The following is an 18,631-nucleotide window of genomic DNA, read 5'->3' on the forward strand; positions in this document are numbered from 1 at the left end:
GCTTCGGTTCGAGCCTCAAGTCTGCCGTACGTCCCGCACTCTCCAGGCACTCCGAGGACCGCATGTCCCGGCGTGCGGAAGCACTCCGGGACATGCGAGGTGGCCGCCCGGGTGGAACGCGCCCGGGCGGGTCTCAGACCCCGAAAGCGGCCGGGTACTGGATCGTGCCCCGGGGCAGCGGCGCGACACCGTCGGCCTCGTTCAGGACGAGCGCCATCATGGCCTCGTCCGGAACCTCGAACCCTGGCCGAATCCCGTACCCGGACGCGGGCTCAAAACCGAACCTCGGGTAGTACGCCGGATGCCCGAGCACGAGGACGAGCCGCTCCCCACGTGCCCGTGCCGCGTCCAGCACCGCGCGGATGACCGCCGAACCGGCCCCCGCCCGCTGGTAGCGCGGCAGCACGGCGACGGGCGCGAGGGCGAGCGCGGGCGCCCCGCCCACCCGGCAGCGGGTGATCAGCGCGTGCGCCGCGACCGACCCGTCCGGCGCCTCGGCGACGTACGACATCCCGGGCAGCCAGGCCTCCGGGTCGGCGCGCAGGGCCTCGACCAGGTCGGCCTCCGCATCCGTGGCGAACGCGGCGGTGTTCAGCGCGTGCACCGAGGCGATGTCCGCGGCGCTCTCCGGGCGGGTCGGCCAGGAGTCGGAGCCGACGGGGCGCAGGACGTAACCCGTGTATCCGAACTCCGACCCGTGCGCGCGCCGCATCGCGATCTCCTCGCGCGTGGCGGCGAGGGCCTCGGCCATCCCGGGCGCGTCCGGGTCCGCCGCGTCCGCGCGGGCGGCCAGCGGGCCGTAGTACTCGTCCCAGTCGGTCTCCGGCTGCGGGTGCGCGCCGAGCACGCAGTAGCCGGCGGCGGTGGCGGCCCGGGCGTTCTCCTCGCCCGTACGCAGCGGGTAGTGCCGGTCCCAGAAGGCGCGCGCCGCTGTGGACGGCTCGGCGGTCGTCCACTCGCACTCGGTGACGACGAGCGCCCCGCCGGGCGCGAGCAGCCGGCGCCAGTCGCGCAGGGCGTTGTCGAAGCCGATGGCGTAGGCCGAACCCTCGGCCCAGACGAGGTCGAACGAACCACCCGGATAGGGGAGTTGGGCCATGTCGGCATGGACGGTGGTGATCGAACCGGTGAGCCCGCGCTCGGCGGCGGCCGCGCGGAGTTCGTCGAGGAACGGTTCGTGCAGATCCACGGCGTTCACTTCGGCGCCCGCCTCCGCGGCGAGCAGGAGCGCGGCCCGGCCGGGTCCGCAGCCCAGGTCGAGGACGCGCGGCCGCTCGGGCAGCTCACCCGCGAGGCGCAGCAGCAGGCGGGTGGTGTCGTCGGAGCCGGGGCTCTGCCGCGGAAGTCCGTGGTGCAGGGCGAAGAAGGCGTCGGTGATCGAGGTGTTGTCGGTCAACGTGGGAAACCCTTGCGTGAGGGGCCCGCGGACGTGCCGAATCAGCCGTCAGGCGCGAGCCCGGGAAGTGGGGATGCACGTGTCGCCGCGCACGGCAGCGTCAGCCGCGACAGTCATCAACCCACCTCCTCGGATCCCAAGAACTCGGGCCCAGGCTAGCACCGTCAGTGGCAGAGCTTGGCCTCGTGCGCCGCGTGCCCGCTCGGCTCCAGCTGGAACGTGCAGTGCTCCACGTCGAAGTGATCGCCCAGGCAGCCCTGGAGTTCGTGCAGCATCTTCTCGTGGCCGATCGAGTCGAGCGTTTCGGAGCTGACGACGACATGGGCGGAGAGGACGGGCATGCCCGAGGTGATCGTCCAGGCGTGCAGGTCGTGGACCTCCTCGACACCCGGCAGGCCGAGTATGTGGGCCCGCACCTCGGCCATGTCGACGCCCTTGGGTGCCGACTCCAGCAGGACGTTCAGGGTCTCCTTCAGGAGCTTGACCGTACGCGGAACGATCATGAGGCCGATCACGAGCGAGGCGATCGGGTCCGCCGCCTGCCAGCCGGTGAGCATGATGACGGCCGCCGAGACGATGACCGCCACGGAGCCGAGGGTGTCCGCCACGACCTCCAGGAACGCGCCGCGCACATTGAGGCTGTCCTTCTGGCCGCGCATCAGCAGCGACAGCGAGATCATGTTCGCTACCAGTCCGAAGACACCGAAGAAGACGGCCAGGCCGCCCTGGGTGTCGGCGGGCGTGATGAACCGCTCGACCGCCTCGTACAGCACATAGCCGCCCACCCCGAGCAGCAGCAGGCAGTTGGCGAGCGCCGCGAGTATCTCGGCGCGGGCGTAACCGAACGTGCGGCTCTCGGTGGGCGGCCTGTTCGCGAAGTGGATGGCGAGCAGCGCCATGCCGAGCCCCAGCGCGTCCGTCGCCATGTGCGTCGCGTCCGCGATGAGCGCGAGCGAGTCCGCCATGATGCCGCCCACGATCTGGGCGATCATCACGGTGATGGTGATGCCGAGCGCCACCCGCAGCCGCCCCTTGTAGGCGTGGGCCGCCGTGCCTGTGGCCGGTGCCCCGTGCGTGTGTCCGTGATCGTGCCCAGCCCCCATGGAGCCCGCCTCCCGCGTCGGTCGTCGTTCTGCTGTTCGGTCGTCGCGCGAGCACAGTGAACTACGGGTGGGGGGTACCTGGCAACGCGGCACTGAACACCGTTGTCATCTGCTCTGACCTGCGAAAATGGCAACGATTGCCGACTGGGGAAGGGGTGCAGGTCAGGGCCTCGCGACGATCACCGGCGCCCCGCCTCGGGGTGGTGCAGACACCATCCCGCCCACGCCGACTCGACCATCTCGCGCACCCCGCGCCGAGCCGTCCAGCCCAGCTCCTCGGCGGCCAGCCGCGCGTCGGCCACCGCGCGCGGCGCGTCACCGGCGCGCGCGGACTCGACCAGCGCCGGGCGGTGGTCACCGCTCACCTCGCCGATCAGATCGACCAGTTCGCGCACGGAAACGCCCTCGCCCCGGCCGATGTTCACGGTCAGATCACCCTCGGCGCCGCCCGCGAGCCGCCGGGCCGCCGCCAGGTGTGCCTCCGCCAGGTCGGAGACGTGGATGTAGTCCCGTACGCAGGTGCCGTCCGCCGTGGGGTAGGTGTCGCCGAAGATGCGGGGCGCCTCGTCGCGGGTGAGGCGGTCGAAGACCATGGGGATCACGTTGAAGACGCCGGTGTCCGCCAGCTCGGGGGCCGCCGCGCCCGCCACGTTGAAGTAGCGCAGGCACACCGTCGCGATGCCGTGCGCCCGCCCGGCCGCCCGCACCAGCCACTCCCCGGCGAGCTTCGTCTCGCCATAGGGGCTGACCGGCGCGCAAGGAGTGTCCTCCGCCACGAGGTCCACGTCCGGCGGATTGCCGTACACCGCCGCCGACGACGAGAACACGAACCGCCGCACCTGCGCCTCGGCCACCGCTTCGAGCAGTGTCGTCAGGCCGCCCACGTTCTCCCGGTAGTAGCGCAACGGCTGCTCCACGGACTCGCCGACCTGCTTGCGCGCCGCGAGGTGCACCACGCCCGTCACCTCGTGCTCGGCGAGGACCCGGCGCACCAGGTCGCCGTCGAGCGCCGAGCCCTTGATGAGAGGTATGTCCGCGGGCAGCCGCCGCGGCACTCCCGAGGAGATGTCGTCCAGTACGACGACGTCCTCCCCGGCGCCGGCCATGACCCGCGCCACGTGTGCCCCGATGTATCCGGCCCCGCCGGTGATCAGCCATGTCATGGGCGCCCACCCTAAGCGAACGCTATGGGGGCAAGCCGGGCACGATACGGGCGCGGTTTGGAGGGGCGGGCCCCCATCCACCATGATGATCGCGAAGGCCGAGGCCCTCGCAGGCCGCTCTTATCAAGGCGTGAACGGGTGGTGAACGCCCGCTTCTCATCATCCGATAGCCTCTGCCGACGTGCCGCCCGGCCGCCATGGCCAGGGGCGCCCCCCTTACGCACGTGCCCGGCGCGAGCCGCGCCGGGAATCAAGGAGTGAGTTCGTCTGTCGACCGCCATCCTCACCGGTCAGCCGGTCCCCGGGTCGCCACTCGAAGGCGATCTGCGGTCCCTCGGCTTCGACGTGCGGGTCGCCTCCGACGCGGCGGACGCCGAGACGCTGCTCGCCGCCGTGCCGGGTGACCAGCGGGTCGCCGTCGTCGACGCGCGCTTCGTCGGTCACGTCCACGCCCTGCGCCTCGGTCTCACCGACCCCCGCTTCGCCGCCTCGGCGGTGCCCGGCGCCGTCACCGCCAAGCCGGAGGCCCGCACGGCCCTGACGCGCGCGCTGCGGACGACCGCCGCCGTGCCCGGTGCCGCCACGGCCTCCGACGCGCTCCCGGACGACATCGCCGCGGCCATGGAATCCGACGCGACGGACGTGCACCGCCCCGAGCTGGGCACCCTCGTCGCCACCGTCCCCACCGACCCCCAGACGCGCAACGAAGCGCGGCAGGCCGTCGCCGCCGTCGACGACGAGGCCGTCCGCCTGCGCACCGCGGTCAAGTCCCGGGACGGCTTCTTCACGACGTACGCCATCAGCCCGTACTCGCGCTACATCGCCCGCTGGTGCGCCCGCCGGGGCCTGACCCCGAACCAGGTCACCACCGCCTCGCTGCTCACCGCGCTGATCGCGGCGGGCTGCGCGGCGACCGGCACGCGCGGCGGCTTCGTGGCCGCCGGGCTGCTGCTGATCCTCTCCTTCGTCCTGGACTGCACGGACGGGCAGCTCGCCCGCTACTCCCTGCGGTACTCGACGCTCGGCGCCTGGCTCGACGCCACGTTCGACCGCGCCAAGGAGTACGCGTACTACGCGGGCCTCGCGCTCGGAGCGGCCCGCGGCGGTGACGACGTATGGGCACTGGCGCTCGGCGCGATGGTGCTCCAGACCTGCCGGCACGTCGTGGACTTCTCCTTCAACGAGGCGAATCACGACGCGACCGCCAACACCAGCCCCACCGCCGCCCTCTCCGACAAGCTCGACAGCGTCGGATGGACGGTCTGGGTCCGCCGGATGATCGTGCTGCCCATCGGCGAGCGCTGGGCGATGATCGCCGTGCTCACCGCGGTCACCACCCCGCGCATCACCCTCGTCGTCCTGCTCATCGGCTGCGCGCTCGCCGCCTGCTACACCACCGCCGGCCGCGTCCTGCGCTCGCTGACCCGCAAGGCCACCCGCACCGACCGCGCCGCCGTGGCCCTCGCCGACCTCGCCGACAACGGCCCCCTCGCCTCGGCCTTCGCCGCTCTCCGGCCGCGGGTGACCTGGCTGCGCCCCGCCCCGGTGCTCGCCTTCGTCGGCGGCGCCGGGCTCGTCGGCACGGCGCTGGCCAACCCCTACGGCAGCCCCGTGGTCGTGGCCGCCGCCGCGCTGTACATCGCCCTGTCGGGCCTCGCCCTGATCATGCCCCTCAAGGCCCCCCTGGACTGGCTGGTCCCGCCGTTCTTCCGCGCCGCCGAATACGGCACGGTCCTGGTACTGGCGGCCAAAGCCGATGTGAACGGGGCGCTTCCCGCGGCTTTCGGGCTGGTGGCCGCGGTCGCCTACCATCACTACGACACGGTGTACCGCATCAAGGGGGGCACCGGCGCGCCGCCGTCCTGGCTGGTGCGCGCGATCGGCGGCCAGGAGGGCAGGACTCTCCTGGTCACCCTGGCCGCAGCCCTGCTGTCACCCGCAGATTTCACCGTCGCGCTCACGGCACTCGCCGTGGCCGTGGCACTCGTGGTGCTCGTCGAGAGCATCCGCTTCTGGGTCGCCGCCGAGAAAAAGGGCGCACCCGCCGTACACGATGAAGGAGAACCCGCATGATCGGCCTCGTGCTGGCGGCCGGCGCCGGACGGCGTCTTCGCCCTTACACGGACACCCTGCCCAAGGCCCTGGTGCCCGTCGACGGCGACACCACCATCCTCGACCTGACGCTCGGCAACTTCGCCGAGATCGGTCTCACCGAGGTCGCGATCATCGTCGGCTACAAGAAGGAGGCCGTCTACGAGCGCAAGGCGGCCCTGGAGGCGAAGTACGGCCTCAAGCTGACGCTGATCGACAACGACAAGGCCGAGGAGTGGAACAACGCCTACTCCCTGTGGTGCGGCCGTGATGCCATCAAGCACGACGTGATCCTCGCCAACGGCGACACCGTGCACCCGGTCTCCGTCGAGAAGACGCTGCTCGCCGCCCGCGGCAACGGCCAGAAGATCATCCTCGCCCTCGACACGGTGAAGCAGCTCGCCGACGAGGAGATGAAGGTCATCGTCGACGCCGACAAGGGCGTCGAGCGCATCACCAAGCTCATGGACCCGGCCGAGGCCACCGGTGAGTACATCGGCGTCACCCTCATCGAGGGCTCCGCCGCCGACGAGCTGGCCGACGCCCTGAAGACCACCTTCGAGCGGGACCCCGACCTCTACTACGAGGACGGCTACCAGGAGCTGGTCAACCGCGGCTTCAAGGTCGACGTGGCCCCGATCGGCGACGTCAAGTGGGTCGAGATCGACAACCACGACGACCTCGCCAAGGGCCGGGAGATCGCGTGCCAGTACTGACGAGGCTCATCCCCTCGCCGGTCGTCGTCGACATCCGGCCGGGGGCGTTGAACGACCTGGCCGGTGTCCTCGCCGACCAGCGGATCTGCTCGTCGACCGGCAAGCTCGCCATCGCCATCAGCGGTGGCTCCGGCGCGGTGCTGCGGGACCGGCTCATGCCGTCGCTGCCCGGTGCCGAGTGGTTCGAGGTGGGCGGCGGCACCCTCGACGACGCCATCAAGCTCGCCGACGCCATGAAGAAGGGCCGCTACGACGCGGTCGTGGGCCTCGGCGGCGGCAAGATCATCGACTGCGCCAAGTTCGCCGCGGCGCGCGTCGGCCTGCCGCTGGTCGCCGTCGCGACGAACCTGTCGCACGACGGCCTGTGCTCGCCCGTCGCGACTCTCGACAACGACGCGGGCCGCGGCTCGTACGGCGTGCCCAACCCCATCGCGGTCGTCATCGACCTCGATGTGATCCGTGAGGCGCCCGCCCGGTTCGTCCGCTCCGGCATCGGCGACGCCCTCTCCAACATCTCGGCGATCCGGGACTGGGAGCTGGCCGCCCGCGAGCGCGGCGAGGACATAGACGGCCTCGCGGCCGCCATGGCCCGCCAGGCGGGCGAGGCCGTCCTGCGCCACCCCGGCGGGGTGGGCGACGACGGTTTCCTCCAGGTCCTCGCCGAAGGTCTGGTCCTCACCGGTATCGCGATGTCCGTGTCGGGCGACTCCCGCCCGGCGTCCGGCGCCTGCCACGAGATCAACCACGCCTTCGACCTCCTCCACCCCAAGCGCGCCGCGAGCCACGGCGAGCAGTGCGGCCTCGGCGCGGCCTTCGCGATGCACCTGCGCGGTGCCCGCGAGGAGTCGGCGTACATGGCCTCGGTGCTGCGCCGCCACGGCCTGCCCGTGCTGCCGGAGGAGATCGGCTTCACCGTGGAGGAGTTCGTGAAGGTCGTGGAGTTCGCTCCGCAGACCCGCCCGGGCCGCTACACGATCCTGGAACACCTCGACCTGTCCACCGACCAGATCAGGGACGCATACGCCGACTATGCAAAAGCCATCGGTAGCTGAGCTGCGCCCGGTCGTTCACCCCCCGGGAGTGAAGGACCGGCGCAGCGGCGAACACTGGGCCGGCCGGCTCTACATGCGCGAGGTCTCCCTGCGCATCGACCGGCACCTGGTGAACACGCGGGTCACGCCCAACCAGCTGACCTACGTGATGACCGTCGCCGGCGCCCTCGCCGCCCCGGCCCTGCTGGTGCCGGGGATCACGGGCGCCGTGCTCGGCGTGCTCGCGGTCCAGCTCTATCTGCTGCTCGACTGCGTCGACGGTGAGATCGCCCGCTGGAAGAAGCAGTACTCGATGGCCGGCGTCTACCTCGACCGGGTCGCCGCCTACCTGTGCGACGCCGCGGTCCTGGTCGGCTTCGGCCTGCGCGCCGCCGACCTGTGGGGCTCGGGGCGCATCGACTGGCTGTGGGCGTTCCTCGGCACCCTGGCCGCCCTCGGCGCGATCCTGATCAAGGCCGAGACCGACCTGGTCGGAGTCGCCCGCCACCAGACGGGCAAGGAGCCGGTCAAGGAGTCGGCGTCCGAGCCGCGCTCCTCCGGGATGGCGCTGGCCCGCAGGGCGGCCGCCGCGCTGAAGTTCCACCGCCTCATCCTCGGCGTCGAGGCGTCCCTGCTGATCCTGGTCCTCGCGATCGTGGACCAGGCCCGGGGCGACCTCTTCTTCTCGCGCGTCGGTGTCGCGGTCCTGGCGGGCGTCGCGATGCTCCAGACCCTGCTCCACCTCGTGTCCATCCTCGTATCGAGCAGGTTGAAGTGAGCACCTCGCACACCTCGGCGCAGAAGCTGTCGGTCGGCGCCGTCATCATCACGATGGGCAACCGGCCGCAGGAGCTGCGCGCCCTCCTCGACTCGGTCGCCAAGCAGGACGGCGACCCGGTCGAGGTGGTCGTGGTCGGCAACGGCGCCCCCGTGCCGGACGTCCCCGACGGCGTACGCACGATCGAACTGCCCGAGAACCTCGGCATCCCCGGTGGCCGCAACGTCGGCATCGAGGCCTTCGGCCCCGGCGGCACCGACGTCGACATCCTGCTCTTCCTCGACGACGACGGGCTGCTGGCCAACACCGACACGGCCCAGCTGTGCCGCGACGCCTTCGCCGCCGACCCGGAGCTGGGCATCATCAGCTTCCGCATCGCCGACCCGGACACGGGCGAGACCCAGCGGCGCCACGTGCCGCGGCTGCGGGCCTCCGACCCGATGCGCTCCTCGCGCGTGACCACCTTCCTCGGCGGCGCCAACGCCGTCCGTACGAAGGTCATCGCCGAGGTCGGCCCCCTGCCCGGCGAGTTCTTCTACGCCCATGAGGAGACCGACCTCGCCTGGCGCGCGCTGAACGCCGGCTGGATGATCGACTACCGGTCCGACATGGTGCTGCTGCACCCGACGACCGCCCCCTCCCGGCACGCGGTCTACCACCGCATGGTGGCCCGCAACCGCGTCTGGCTCGCCCGCCGCAACCTGCCGGCGCTCCTCGTCCCGGTCTACCTCGGCGTCTGGATGCTCCTCACCCTCGCCCGGCGCCCCTCGGCCCCGGCCCTGAAGGCCTGGTTCGGCGGCTTCAAGGAGGGCTGGACCACGCCGTGCGGACCGCGCACGCCCATGAAGTGGCGTACGGTGTGGCGGCTGACGCGACTGGGCCGCCCTCCTGTCATCTGACAAGCTCGGATCTGAGAGCATCTGGGCCGTACCCCGGTCCCTGGCCCACGCCTACGCCCGACCGGCTGCGCATCTGAAGACGAAAGTTTCCACTCGTGAGTGAGACAACGCATGACGGCGGAGTCGCGGTGACAGCATCCCCGTCGACACCGCCGCCCGATGACGGGCTCTCCCGCGCCGAACTCGCCGCCAAGTACGGTCTGACCGTCAGCGGCGCACGGCCCGGACTTTTCGAGTACGTCCGCCAGCTCTGGGGACGGCGCCACTTCATCCTCGCCTTCTCCCAGGCGAAGCTGACCGCGCAGTACAGCCAGGCGAAGCTCGGCCAGCTGTGGCAGGTCGCGACGCCGCTCCTGAACGCGCTCGTCTACTTCCTCATCTTCGGCCTGATCCTGGAGGCCGACCGGGGCTTCGAGCGTGAGGTCTACATTCCGTTCCTGGTCACGGGCGTCTTCGTCTTCACCTTCACGCAGAGTTCGGTGATGGCGGGCGTCCGGTCGATCTCGGGCAACCTCGGCCTGGTGCGCGCGCTGCACTTCCCGCGCGCCTCCCTGCCGGTCTCCTTCTCGCTCCAGCAGCTCCAGCAACTGCTGTTCTCGATGATCGTGCTGTTCGTCATCACGATCGGCTTCGGCAGCTACCCCAGGCTGTCGTGGCTCTTGATCGTCCCGGTGCTGGTGCTCCAGTTCCTCTTCAACACCGGCCTCGCGATGATCATGGCAAGGCTGGGCAGCAAGACCCCCGACCTCGCGCAGCTGATGCCGTTCGTGATGCGTACGTGGATGTACGCGTCCGGCGTGATGTTCTCCATCCCGGTCATGCTGGACGACCACCCCGACTGGATCGCGGACATCCTCCAGTGGAACCCGGCCGCCATCTACATGGACCTGATGCGCTTCGCGCTCATCGACGGCTACGGCTCCGAGAACCTGCCGCCGCACGTCTGGGCGGTCGCGGGCGGCTGGGCCGTTCTGCTCGCCGTCGGCGGCTTCGTGTACTTCTGGAAGGCTGAGGAGCGGTACGGCCGTGGCTGATGACAAGACCCTCGACCTCGACAAGGGCGGCGACGCCTCCAAGGCGCACATCCCCACCGTCATCGCCGACGAGCTGCACATCGTCTACCGCGTCAACGGCGCGAAGACGGGCAAGGGCAGCGCCACCTCCGCGCTGAGCCGCATCCTGCGGCGCGGCGAGGAGCGCGGCGTGCGCAAGGTGCACGCCGTGCGCGGTGTCAGCTTCACCGCCTACCGCGGCGAGGCCATCGGCCTCATCGGCTCCAACGGCTCGGGCAAGTCCACCCTGCTGCGCGCCATCGCGGGCCTGCTCCCCGCCGAGAAGGGCAAGGTCTACACCGACGGCCAGCCCTCGCTGCTCGGCGTCAACGCGGCCCTGATGAACGACCTGACGGGTGAGCGCAACGTCATCCTCGGCGGGCTCGCGATGGGCATGTCCCGCGAGCAGGTCAGGGAGCGCTACCAGGAGATCGTCGACTTCTCCGGGATCAACGAGAAGGGTGACTTCATCACCCTGCCGATGCGCACCTACTCCTCCGGCATGGCGGCCCGCCTGCGGTTCTCCATCGCGGCCGCCAAGGACCACGACGTCCTGATGATCGACGAGGCCCTGGCCACGGGCGACCGCAAGTTCCAAAAGCGCTCCGAGGCCCGCATCCGCGAGCTGCGCAAGGAGGCCGGCACGGTCTTCCTCGTCAGCCACAACAACAAGTCCATCCGCGACACCTGCGACCGCGTGCTGTGGCTGGAGCGCGGCGAGCTGCGCATGGACGGGCCGACCGACGAGGTCATCAAGGAGTACGAGAAGTTCACGGGCAAGTAGTCCGTTTGCGCCATCGCGGACCCGCTCGTTCGACGACAGGGCCCCGCCGGGGATCTTCCCGGTGGGGCCCTGCCGTCCGTCCGGGCCCGCCACGCCCCACCGGTCTCCCAACTCCCCCGCGCACAGGGAGGGTTGACGCCAATCGGTGTGTTGTTGTGATGTGCCGAACACCCCGACGAGGCGTAAGGGGTTGTACAACGTAAGCTGTACCGGTGCTGATTCGCGGCAAGTAGGGCGATATGGCGCGGTACCCCGGCCGGGCCACGGTCCACCTCGGACAGGGCTGGGCGGCGTGTCCGAAATAGGATGTATTGGGTCAGCAGTGTAGAACGGGAGATGTGACGGCAATGGCTACGGATGATCTCCGGCTCCGCGATGCATCCGCCGTCCTCGACAAGGCCGCGGCCGAGAACTTCCCCGTGGCCCCCTTCTTCCTGCCCCGGGCCTGGCGCGACGACCTCATGGCCGTCTACGGCGTCGTACGGCTCATCGACGACATCGGCGACGACGACCTCGCACCCGAAGCCGGACACGCCCGCTATCTCGGCCTCGACCCCGCCGAGCCCGCCGACGCGGCGCGGCTCCTCGACGCCGTCGAGGCCGACCTCGGCAAGCTCTTCGACGGCGGCGCCCCCGGTCACCCGCTGGTGCGGGCGCTGCGGCCCACGGCCGACCGCGGGGCCGTGACGATCACCCCCTTCCTCGACCTGATCGCGGCCAACCGCCAGGACCAGCACGTCACGCGCTACGACACCTTCGACGACCTCGTGGCGTACTGCGCGCTCTCGGCCAACCCCATCGGCCGCCTCGTCCTCGCCATCACCGGCACCGCCACCCCCGAACGCCTGCGCCTGTCCGACGCCGTCTGCACCGGCCTCCAGATCGTCGAGCACCTCCAGGACATCGCCGAGGACCTGCGGCGCGGCCGTATCTACCTGCCGACCGAGGACATGTCCCGCTTCCACGTCAGCGAGGCCGACCTGGCCGCGCCCACAGCAGGCGCATCGGTGCGCGCACTGGTCGCATACGAAACAGAACGCGCCCGCTGCCTCCTGAATGAAGGCACCCCCCTGGTGGGTAGCGTCCACGGCAGGCTGAAGCTGCTGCTCGCCGGGTTCGTGGCGGGGGGAAAGGCGGCGGCCCACGCCATCGCCGCCGCCGGATACGACGTACTGCCTGGTCCACCCAAGCCCACCAAGCCCCGCCTGTTGCGCGAGGCGGGGGCGGTTCTGCGAGGAGAGGGGTGAGCCGGACCTTGGAGTCAGATCCGCAGGTGTCCGCGCCGGTGCTCGCCGCGTACAGCTACTGCGAGACCGTCACCGGACAGCAGGCGCGCAACTTCGCGTACGGCATCAGGCTGCTGCCGACGCCGAAGCGCCGTGCCATGTCCGCGCTCTACGCCCTGTCGCGGCGCGTGGACGACATCGGCGACGGCGCGCTCGCGCCGGACGTCAAGGCGGACCGGCTCGACGAGACCCGTCGGCTCCTCGCCCGGATCCGCGCGGGGGAGGTCGCACAGGACGACACCGACCCCGTGGCGGTCGCCCTCGCGCACGCCGCCGCCCACTTCCCCATCCCCATGGAGGGCCTCGACGAACTCATCGACGGCGTTCTGATGGACGTACGCGGTGAGACGTACGAGACCTGGGAGGACCTCAAGGGCTACTGCCGCTGCGTCGCCGGGGCCATCGGGCGGCTCTCGCTCGGCGTGTTCGGTACGGAACGGGGGGCGCTCCACGCCGAGCGCGCGCCGGAGTATGCCGACACGCTCGGCCTCGCACTCCAACTGACCAACATCCTGCGGGACGTTCGCGAGGACGCCGAGGGCGGGCGGACCTATCTGCCCGCCGAGGACCTCGCCAAGTTCGGCTGCTCCGCCGGGTTCTCGGGCCCCACACCGCCCGCCGGATCCGACTTCGCGGGCCTCGTCCACTTCGAGGTGCGCCGCGCCCGCGCCCTGTTCGCCGAGGGCTACCGCCTGCTGCCCATGCTGGACCGGCGCAGCGGCGCCTGCGTCGCGGCCATGGCCGGCATCTACCGCCGCCTCCTCGACCGCATCGAGCGGGAGCCCGAGGCCGTGCTGCGCGGGCGCGTCTCGCTGCCGGGCCACGAGAAGGCGTACGTCGCCGTGCGCGGACTGTCCGGGTTCGACGCGCGGACCGTCTCGCGCCAGACCGTCAGGAGGCGCGTGTGACGCGCGTTCGGGGAGACCGAGCGGCGGCCGGCGCGGCACCCGCCAAGTGGTGGGCAACCCTCCGCTCGAAGGTCGCGTCCCAGACTGCGACAGCCGAAAGGGAGGGTGCATGAGGAGCGAGGACATGCGGCCCGAAGGGCTGACCGCGGATGCCGAGGGCCGCCCCGGTGGGGCGGCCGCCGTAGTGATCGGCGGTGGACTCGCCGGCATCACCGCCGCCCTCTCGCTGGCCGACGCGGGACTGCGCGTGACGCTCCTGGAGGGACGGCCGCGGCTCGGCGGGCTCGCGTTCTCCTTCCGGCGCGGCGAACTGACCGTCGACAACGGCCAGCACGTCTACCTCCGCTGCTGCACCGCCTACCGCTGGTTCCTCGACCGCGTCGAGGGCGCGCACCTCGCACCCTTGCAGGAACGCCTCGACGTGCCCGTCCTCGACGCCGACCGCAACCGCCTCGGACGGCTGCGCCGGGCCGCGCTGCCCGTGCCGCTCCATCTGGCGGCGAGCCTCGCCACGTATCCGCACCTCTCGCTCGCCGAGCGCGCCAACGTGGGGCGCGCCGCGCTCGCCCTCAAGGGGCTCGACCTCGCCGACCCCGTGCTCGACGGCCAGGACTTCGGCAGCTGGCTGGCCAGGCACGGTCAGACGCCGCGCGCCATCGAGGCCCTGTGGGACCTCGTGGGCGTCGCCACGCTCAACGCCGTCGCGGGCGACGCCTCGCTCGGGCTCGCCGCGATGGTGTTCAAGACCGGACTGCTCTCGGAGCCGGGCGCCGCGGACATCGGCTGGTCCCGGGTGCCCCTCGGAGACCTGCACGACACGCTGGCCCGCAAGGCGCTCGACGCCGCGGGGGTCCGTACCGAACTGAGGGCGCGCGTCACCTCCGTCTCCCGTACGGACGACGGAGGTTGGCGGGTCGAGGTGCCCGGCGAGGCCATCGAGGCCGACACCGTGGTGCTCGCCGTGCCGCAGCACGAGGCGCACGACCTGCTCCCCGACGGCGCGCTCGACCAGCCCGACCGGCTCCTGGACATCGACAACGCGCCGATCCTCAACGTCCACGTCGTGTACGACAGGAAGGTGCTGAAGCGGCCGTTCTTCGCCGCCCTCGGCACGCCCGTGCAGTGGGTCTTCGACCGGACCGAGGCGTCCGGCCTCGCCGAGGGGCAGTACCTCGCGCTCTCGCAGTCCGCCGCGCAGGACGAGATCGACGCCCCGGTCGCCGCGCTGCGCGAGCGCTATCTGCCCGAGCTGGAGCGGCTGCTGCCCGCCGCGCACGGCGCGGAGGTACGGGACTTCTTCGTCACCCGCGAGCGCACGGCGACCTTCGCCCCCACGCCCGGCGTCGGCAGGCTCAGGCCCGGGGCCCGCACCAAGGCCCGCGGCCTCTACCTCGCGGGCGCGTGGACCGCCACCGGCTGGCCCGCGACCATGGAGAGCGCCGTACGCAGTGGCATCAGCGCGGCCGAGGCCGCGCTCTCCGTACTCGACCGACCGCGTGACCACCTCTTCGCATTCGAGGAGGCGACGGCGTGAAGCTCGACAACCTGGGGTCAGGTCCCCAGCGAACCAGCACCGGAACAAGAGGAGAAACTGTGCCGACTGTGCCCTCGGCCGAAACGGCTGCCGACACGGTGGACGTGACCTCACTGCTCGAGCGCGGAAGGACGCTGGCCACCCCGGTGCTGCGGGCCGCGGTGGACCGCCTCGCGCCGCCCATGGACACCGTCGCCGCCTACCACTTCGGGTGGATCGACGCCGCCGGCAACCCCTCCGACGGCGACGGCGGCAAGGCCGTGCGCCCCGCGCTCGCCCTGCTCTCCGCCGAAGCCGCCGGCGCCGCACCCGAGGTCGGCGTCCCCGGCGCGGTCGCCGTCGAACTCGTACACAACTTCTCGCTGCTGCACGACGATCTGATGGACGGCGACGAACAGCGCCGCCACCGCGACACCGTGTGGAAGGTGCACGGCCCCGCGCAGGCCATCCTCGTCGGCGACGCCCTCTTCGCGCTCGCCAACGAGATCCTCCTGGAGATCGGCACCGTCGAGGCGGGCCGCGCCACGCGCCGCCTCACCACCGCCACGCGCGCCCTCATCGACGGCCAGGCCCAGGACATCTCCTACGAGCACCGCGAGCGGGTCACCGTCGAGGAGTGCCTGGAGATGGAGGGCAACAAGACCGGCGCCCTGCTCGCCTGCGCCGTCTCCATCGGCGCCGTACTCGGCGGCGCCGACGACCGCACCGCCGACATCCTGGAGAAGTACGGCTACCACCTCGGCCTCGCCTTCCAGGCCGTGGACGACCTGCTCGGCATCTGGGGCGACCCGGAGGCCACCGGGAAGCAGACGTGGAGCGATCTGCGCCAGCGCAAGAAGTCCCTGCCGGTCGTCGCCGCGCTCGCCGCGGGCGGATCCGCCTCCGAGCGCCTCGGTGACCTGCTCGCCGCCGACGCCAAGAGCAGTGACTTCGACAGCTTCTCCGAGGAGGAGTTCGCCGCGCGCGCCGCCCTGATCGAGGAGGCCGGGGGGCGCGAGTGGACCGCCGAGGAGGCCAGGCGTCAGCACACCATCGCCATCGAGGCACTGGACACCGTCCGGATGCCGGACCGGGTGCGGGCGCAGCTCGTCGCGCTCGCCGACTTCGTCGTCGTACGAAAGAGATGATCACTATCGGCCAGATATGACTCGCAGTCGCCGGCCGGCGCCCAGCGCGTCGGCCGACGGCGGACCCAGAGCAGAGGAACCGACTGCACGAAGGGGAAGCCATGACAGCGACGACCGACGGAAGCACCGGAGCGGTGACGCCCCGCGCGGCCTCGGCCAGCCAGCCCATCGACACGACCGCCGCGCCGACGGACGCACGGGACGCCGCCGCGCGCGCCCTACAGCGCTCGACCGAATACCTGCTCTCCCGGCAGGACACCCAGGGTTGGTGGAAGGGCGACCTCGAGACCAATGTGACGATGGACGCCGAGGACCTCCTCCTGCGGCAGTTCCTCGGCATCAGGGACGAGCACACCACACGCGCCGCGGCGCTCTTCATCCGCGGCGAACAGCGCGAGGACGGCGCCTGGGCCACCTTCTACGGCGGACCCGGCGAACTCTCCACCACCATCGAGGCGTACGTCGCGCTGCGCCTGGCCGGCGACCGGCCCGAGGACGCGCACATGGCGCGGGCCTCCGCCTGGATCCGGGGCCAGGGCGGCATCGCCGCGAGCCGGGTCTTCACCCGCATCTGGCTCGCCCTGTTCGGCTGGTGGAAGTGGGACGACCTGCCCGAACTCCCGCCGGAACTCATCTACTTCCCCTCGTGGGTCCCGCTCAACATCTACGACTTCGGCTGCTGGGCCCGGCAGACCATAGTGCCGCTGACGATCGTCTCGGCCAAGCGGCCCGTGCGCCCCGCGCCCTTCGCGCTGGACGAGCTGCACCTCGACGCGAGCGACCCCAGTCCGGCCGCACCACTGGCACCCGTGGCCAGTTGGGACGGTGTCTTCCAGCGGCTCGACAAGGTGCTGCACGTCTACCACAAGGTCGCGCCGCGGCGGCTGCGCGAGGCCGCGATGAACAGCGCCGCCCGCTGGATCATCGAGCGGCAGGAGAACGACGGCTGCTGGGGCGGGATCCAGCCGCCCGCGGTCTACTCGATCATCGCGCTGCACCTGCTCGGCTACGACCTGGAGCACCCCGTCCTCAAGGCCGGGCTCGCCTCGCTCGACCGGTTCGCGGTGTGGCGCGAGGACGGCGCCCGGATGATCGAGGCCTGCCAGTCGCCCGTGTGGGACACCTGCCTCGCGACCATCGCGCTCGCCGACGCCGGACTGCCCGCCGACCACCCGCAGTTGGTCAAGGCCGCGGACTGGATGCTGGGCGAGCAGGTCGTACGGCCCGGCGACTGGTCGGTGCGCAGGCCCGAACTGACCCCGGGCGGCTGGGCGTTCGAGTTCCACAACGACAACTACCCCGACATCGACGACACCGCCGAGGTCGCCCTCGCGCTGCGCCGGGTCGCGCACCCGGACAAGGAGCGGGTGAACAACGCCATCGAGCGCGGGGTGCGCTGGACCCTAGGGATGCAATCGAAGAACGGCGCCTGGGCCGCCTTCGACGTCGACAACACCAGCCCCTTCCCCAACCGGCTGCCGTTCTGCGACTTCGGCGAGGTCATCGACCCGCCGTCCGCCGACGTCACCGCGCACGTCGTGGAGATGCTCGCCGTCGAGGGCAGGTCCCACGATCCGCGCACCCGGCGGGGCATCGCGTGGCTGCTCGCCGAACAGGAGCCGACCGGCGCGTGGTTCGGGCGCTGGGGAGTCAACTACGTATACGGCACCGGGTCGGTGGTGCCCGCGCTGATCACGGCCGGGCTGCCCGCCGCGCACCCCGCGATCCGCCGCGCCGTGAGCTGGCTGGAGTCGGTGCAGAACGACGACGGCGGCTGGGGCGAGGACCTGCGCTCCTACCGTGACCGGGGCTGGGCCGGACGCGGCACCTCGACCGCCTCGCAGACCGCCTGGGCGCTGCTCGCCCTGCTCTCGGCGGGGGAGCGCGATGCCACGTCCGTGGAGCGGGCCGTGACCTGGCTGGCCCGGACGCAGCGCGCGGACGGCTCCTGGGACGAGCCGTACTTCACCGGCACCGGCTTCCCCTGGGACTTCTCCATCAACTACCACCTCTACCGTCAGGTGTTCCCGCTCACCGCGCTCGGCAGATACGTCAACGGCGAGCCGTTCGCCGACGGCCCCGGCCGCGTGCCCAAGGGGGACTGATGGACGAGGCCCCGGCCCGGCGGCCCGGCGCCGCACCGCTACTGATCGCCTGCGCGCTTGGCATCGAGCGCCTCGCCCTGCGCACCGGCGATCGCGGGGGAGCCCCGGGGGACATGACCGTGCTGCGCACCGGCATGGGCCCCGAGAACGCCGAGCGCGCCATCGGCAGGGCGCTCGGTACCGAGCCGCTGCGGGCCGCGGCCGTCCTCGCCACCGGCTTCTGCGCGGGCCTCGCCCCCGGTATGCACCCCGGTGACCTGGTCGTCGCCGAGGAGACCAGGGACGCGCACGGCAGCACCCCGTGCGACGGGGCGGGGCTGCTGGTCGAGGAGCTGGCGCGGGCCCTGCCCGGACGCACCGTGCACACCGGCCCGCTCACCGGCTCCGACCACGTCGTCCGGGGCACCGAGCGCGGCGCCCTGCTCGCCACCGGCGCGATCGCCGTCGACATGGAATCCGCCGCCACCCTGCGAGGCGCGGTACGAGCGGGACGGCGGCCCGTTGCGGCCGTCCGGGTGGTCGTGGACGCCCCGCAGCATGAACTGGTCCGCATCGGCACGGTACGCGGTGGAATATCAGCCTTCCGCGTCCTTCGTGCCGTGCTCCCCGCATTCTTCGAATGGCACCGTTCTTCTTTGCTCCCCTGGAGGTGAGCCAG

The 18,631-nt window shown here is 71.7% G+C and carries 16 protein-coding genes; 13 read left to right on the plus strand and 3 right to left on the minus strand.

Annotated features, from left to right (window positions below; genetic code table 11):
• Nucleotides 1–133 precede the first annotated feature (133 nt).
• The 3 genes from IG54_RS0111935 to galE form a co-directional block, all read right to left on the minus strand.
• On the minus strand, nt 134–1,396 hold the full coding sequence (locus tag IG54_RS0111935; RefSeq protein WP_030781238.1) for a bifunctional class I SAM-dependent methyltransferase/N-acetyltransferase: 1,263 nt from the start codon (nt 1,394–1,396) through the stop codon (nt 134–136).
• A gap of 164 nt (nt 1,397–1,560) precedes the next feature.
• On the minus strand, nt 1,561–2,499 hold the full coding sequence (locus tag IG54_RS0111940; RefSeq protein ID WP_030781241.1) for a cation diffusion facilitator family transporter: 939 nt from the start codon (nt 2,497–2,499) through the stop codon (nt 1,561–1,563).
• A gap of 179 nt (nt 2,500–2,678) precedes the next feature.
• Nucleotides 2,679–3,662, minus strand: coding sequence for a UDP-glucose 4-epimerase GalE (gene galE, locus IG54_RS0111945; RefSeq protein ID WP_030781243.1), 984 nt, complete (start codon nt 3,660–3,662; stop codon nt 2,679–2,681).
• A 267-nt stretch (nt 3,663–3,929) separates the two neighbouring features.
• Here galE and IG54_RS0111950 point away from each other — a divergent pair, with 267 nt between their 5' ends.
• The 13 genes from IG54_RS0111950 to IG54_RS0112010 all read left to right on the plus strand — a co-directional run bounded on the left by IG54_RS0111950 (nt 3,930) and on the right by IG54_RS0112010 (nt 18,626).
• Nucleotides 3,930–5,735 carry a DUF5941 domain-containing protein gene (locus tag IG54_RS0111950; RefSeq protein WP_030781245.1) on the plus strand — a complete coding sequence of 602 codons (1,806 nt, stop codon included), beginning with the start codon at nt 3,930–3,932 and terminating at the stop codon, nt 5,733–5,735.
• Entirely contained in the window at nt 5,732–6,469 is a 738-nt protein-coding gene (locus IG54_RS0111955) for a sugar phosphate nucleotidyltransferase (protein WP_030781248.1), read from the plus strand. Before IG54_RS0111950 ends, IG54_RS0111955 begins: the two co-directional genes overlap by 4 nt.
• Complete coding sequence (locus IG54_RS0111960; RefSeq protein ID WP_030781251.1) at nt 6,457–7,521, plus strand: iron-containing alcohol dehydrogenase family protein; 1,065 nt, start codon at nt 6,457–6,459, stop codon at nt 7,519–7,521. Before IG54_RS0111955 ends, IG54_RS0111960 begins: the two co-directional genes overlap by 13 nt.
• Nucleotides 7,499–8,278: a CDP-alcohol phosphatidyltransferase family protein gene (locus IG54_RS0111965; RefSeq protein WP_078594012.1), complete on the plus strand. Its 780-nt coding sequence runs from the start codon at nt 7,499–7,501 to the stop codon at nt 8,276–8,278. Before IG54_RS0111960 ends, IG54_RS0111965 begins: the two co-directional genes overlap by 23 nt.
• 26 nt (nt 8,279–8,304) lie before the next feature.
• Nucleotides 8,305–9,177, plus strand: coding sequence for a glycosyltransferase family 2 protein (locus IG54_RS0111970; RefSeq protein ID WP_030781254.1), 873 nt, complete (start codon nt 8,305–8,307; stop codon nt 9,175–9,177).
• 95 nt (nt 9,178–9,272) lie between these two features.
• Nucleotides 9,273–10,211, plus strand: coding sequence for an ABC transporter permease (locus IG54_RS0111975; RefSeq protein ID WP_030781257.1), 939 nt, complete (start codon nt 9,273–9,275; stop codon nt 10,209–10,211).
• Nucleotides 10,204–11,013: an ABC transporter ATP-binding protein gene (locus IG54_RS0111980; RefSeq protein WP_051819447.1), complete on the plus strand. Its 810-nt coding sequence runs from the start codon at nt 10,204–10,206 to the stop codon at nt 11,011–11,013. The genes IG54_RS0111975 and IG54_RS0111980 overlap by 8 nt, the downstream gene beginning before the upstream one ends.
• A 347-nt stretch (nt 11,014–11,360) precedes the next feature.
• Nucleotides 11,361–12,260 (plus strand): squalene synthase HpnC, encoded by a 900-nt coding sequence (hpnC, locus tag IG54_RS0111985; RefSeq protein ID WP_030781262.1) that lies wholly within the window; start codon nt 11,361–11,363, stop codon nt 12,258–12,260.
• The gene (gene hpnD / locus IG54_RS0111990) at nt 12,257–13,207 is read left to right on the plus strand and encodes a presqualene diphosphate synthase HpnD (RefSeq protein ID WP_030781267.1); all 951 of its coding nucleotides are present in this window, start codon (nt 12,257–12,259) and stop codon (nt 13,205–13,207) included. Before hpnC ends, hpnD begins: the two co-directional genes overlap by 4 nt.
• A gap of 124 nt (nt 13,208–13,331) precedes the next feature.
• Entirely contained in the window at nt 13,332–14,741 is a 1,410-nt protein-coding gene (hpnE, locus tag IG54_RS0111995; RefSeq protein WP_030781270.1) for a hydroxysqualene dehydroxylase HpnE, read from the plus strand.
• Nucleotides 14,738–15,868, plus strand: coding sequence for a polyprenyl synthetase family protein (locus IG54_RS0112000; protein WP_078594008.1), 1,131 nt, complete (start codon nt 14,738–14,740; stop codon nt 15,866–15,868). The genes hpnE and IG54_RS0112000 overlap by 4 nt, the downstream gene beginning before the upstream one ends.
• Before the next feature lie 101 nt (nt 15,869–15,969).
• A complete protein-coding gene (gene shc / locus IG54_RS0112005; RefSeq protein WP_030781274.1) occupies nt 15,970–17,973 on the plus strand; it encodes a squalene--hopene cyclase in 2,004 nt (667 codons plus the stop codon).
• Complete coding sequence (locus IG54_RS0112010; RefSeq protein ID WP_030781277.1) at nt 17,973–18,626, plus strand: hypothetical protein; 654 nt, start codon at nt 17,973–17,975, stop codon at nt 18,624–18,626. Before shc ends, IG54_RS0112010 begins: the two co-directional genes overlap by 1 nt.
• Nucleotides 18,627–18,631 lie beyond the last annotated feature (5 nt).

It is taken from the genome of Streptomyces sp. NRRL S-920, from assembly GCF_000717945.1.
Classification (GTDB): Bacteria; Actinomycetota; Actinomycetes; order Streptomycetales; family Streptomycetaceae; genus Streptomyces; species Streptomyces alboniger.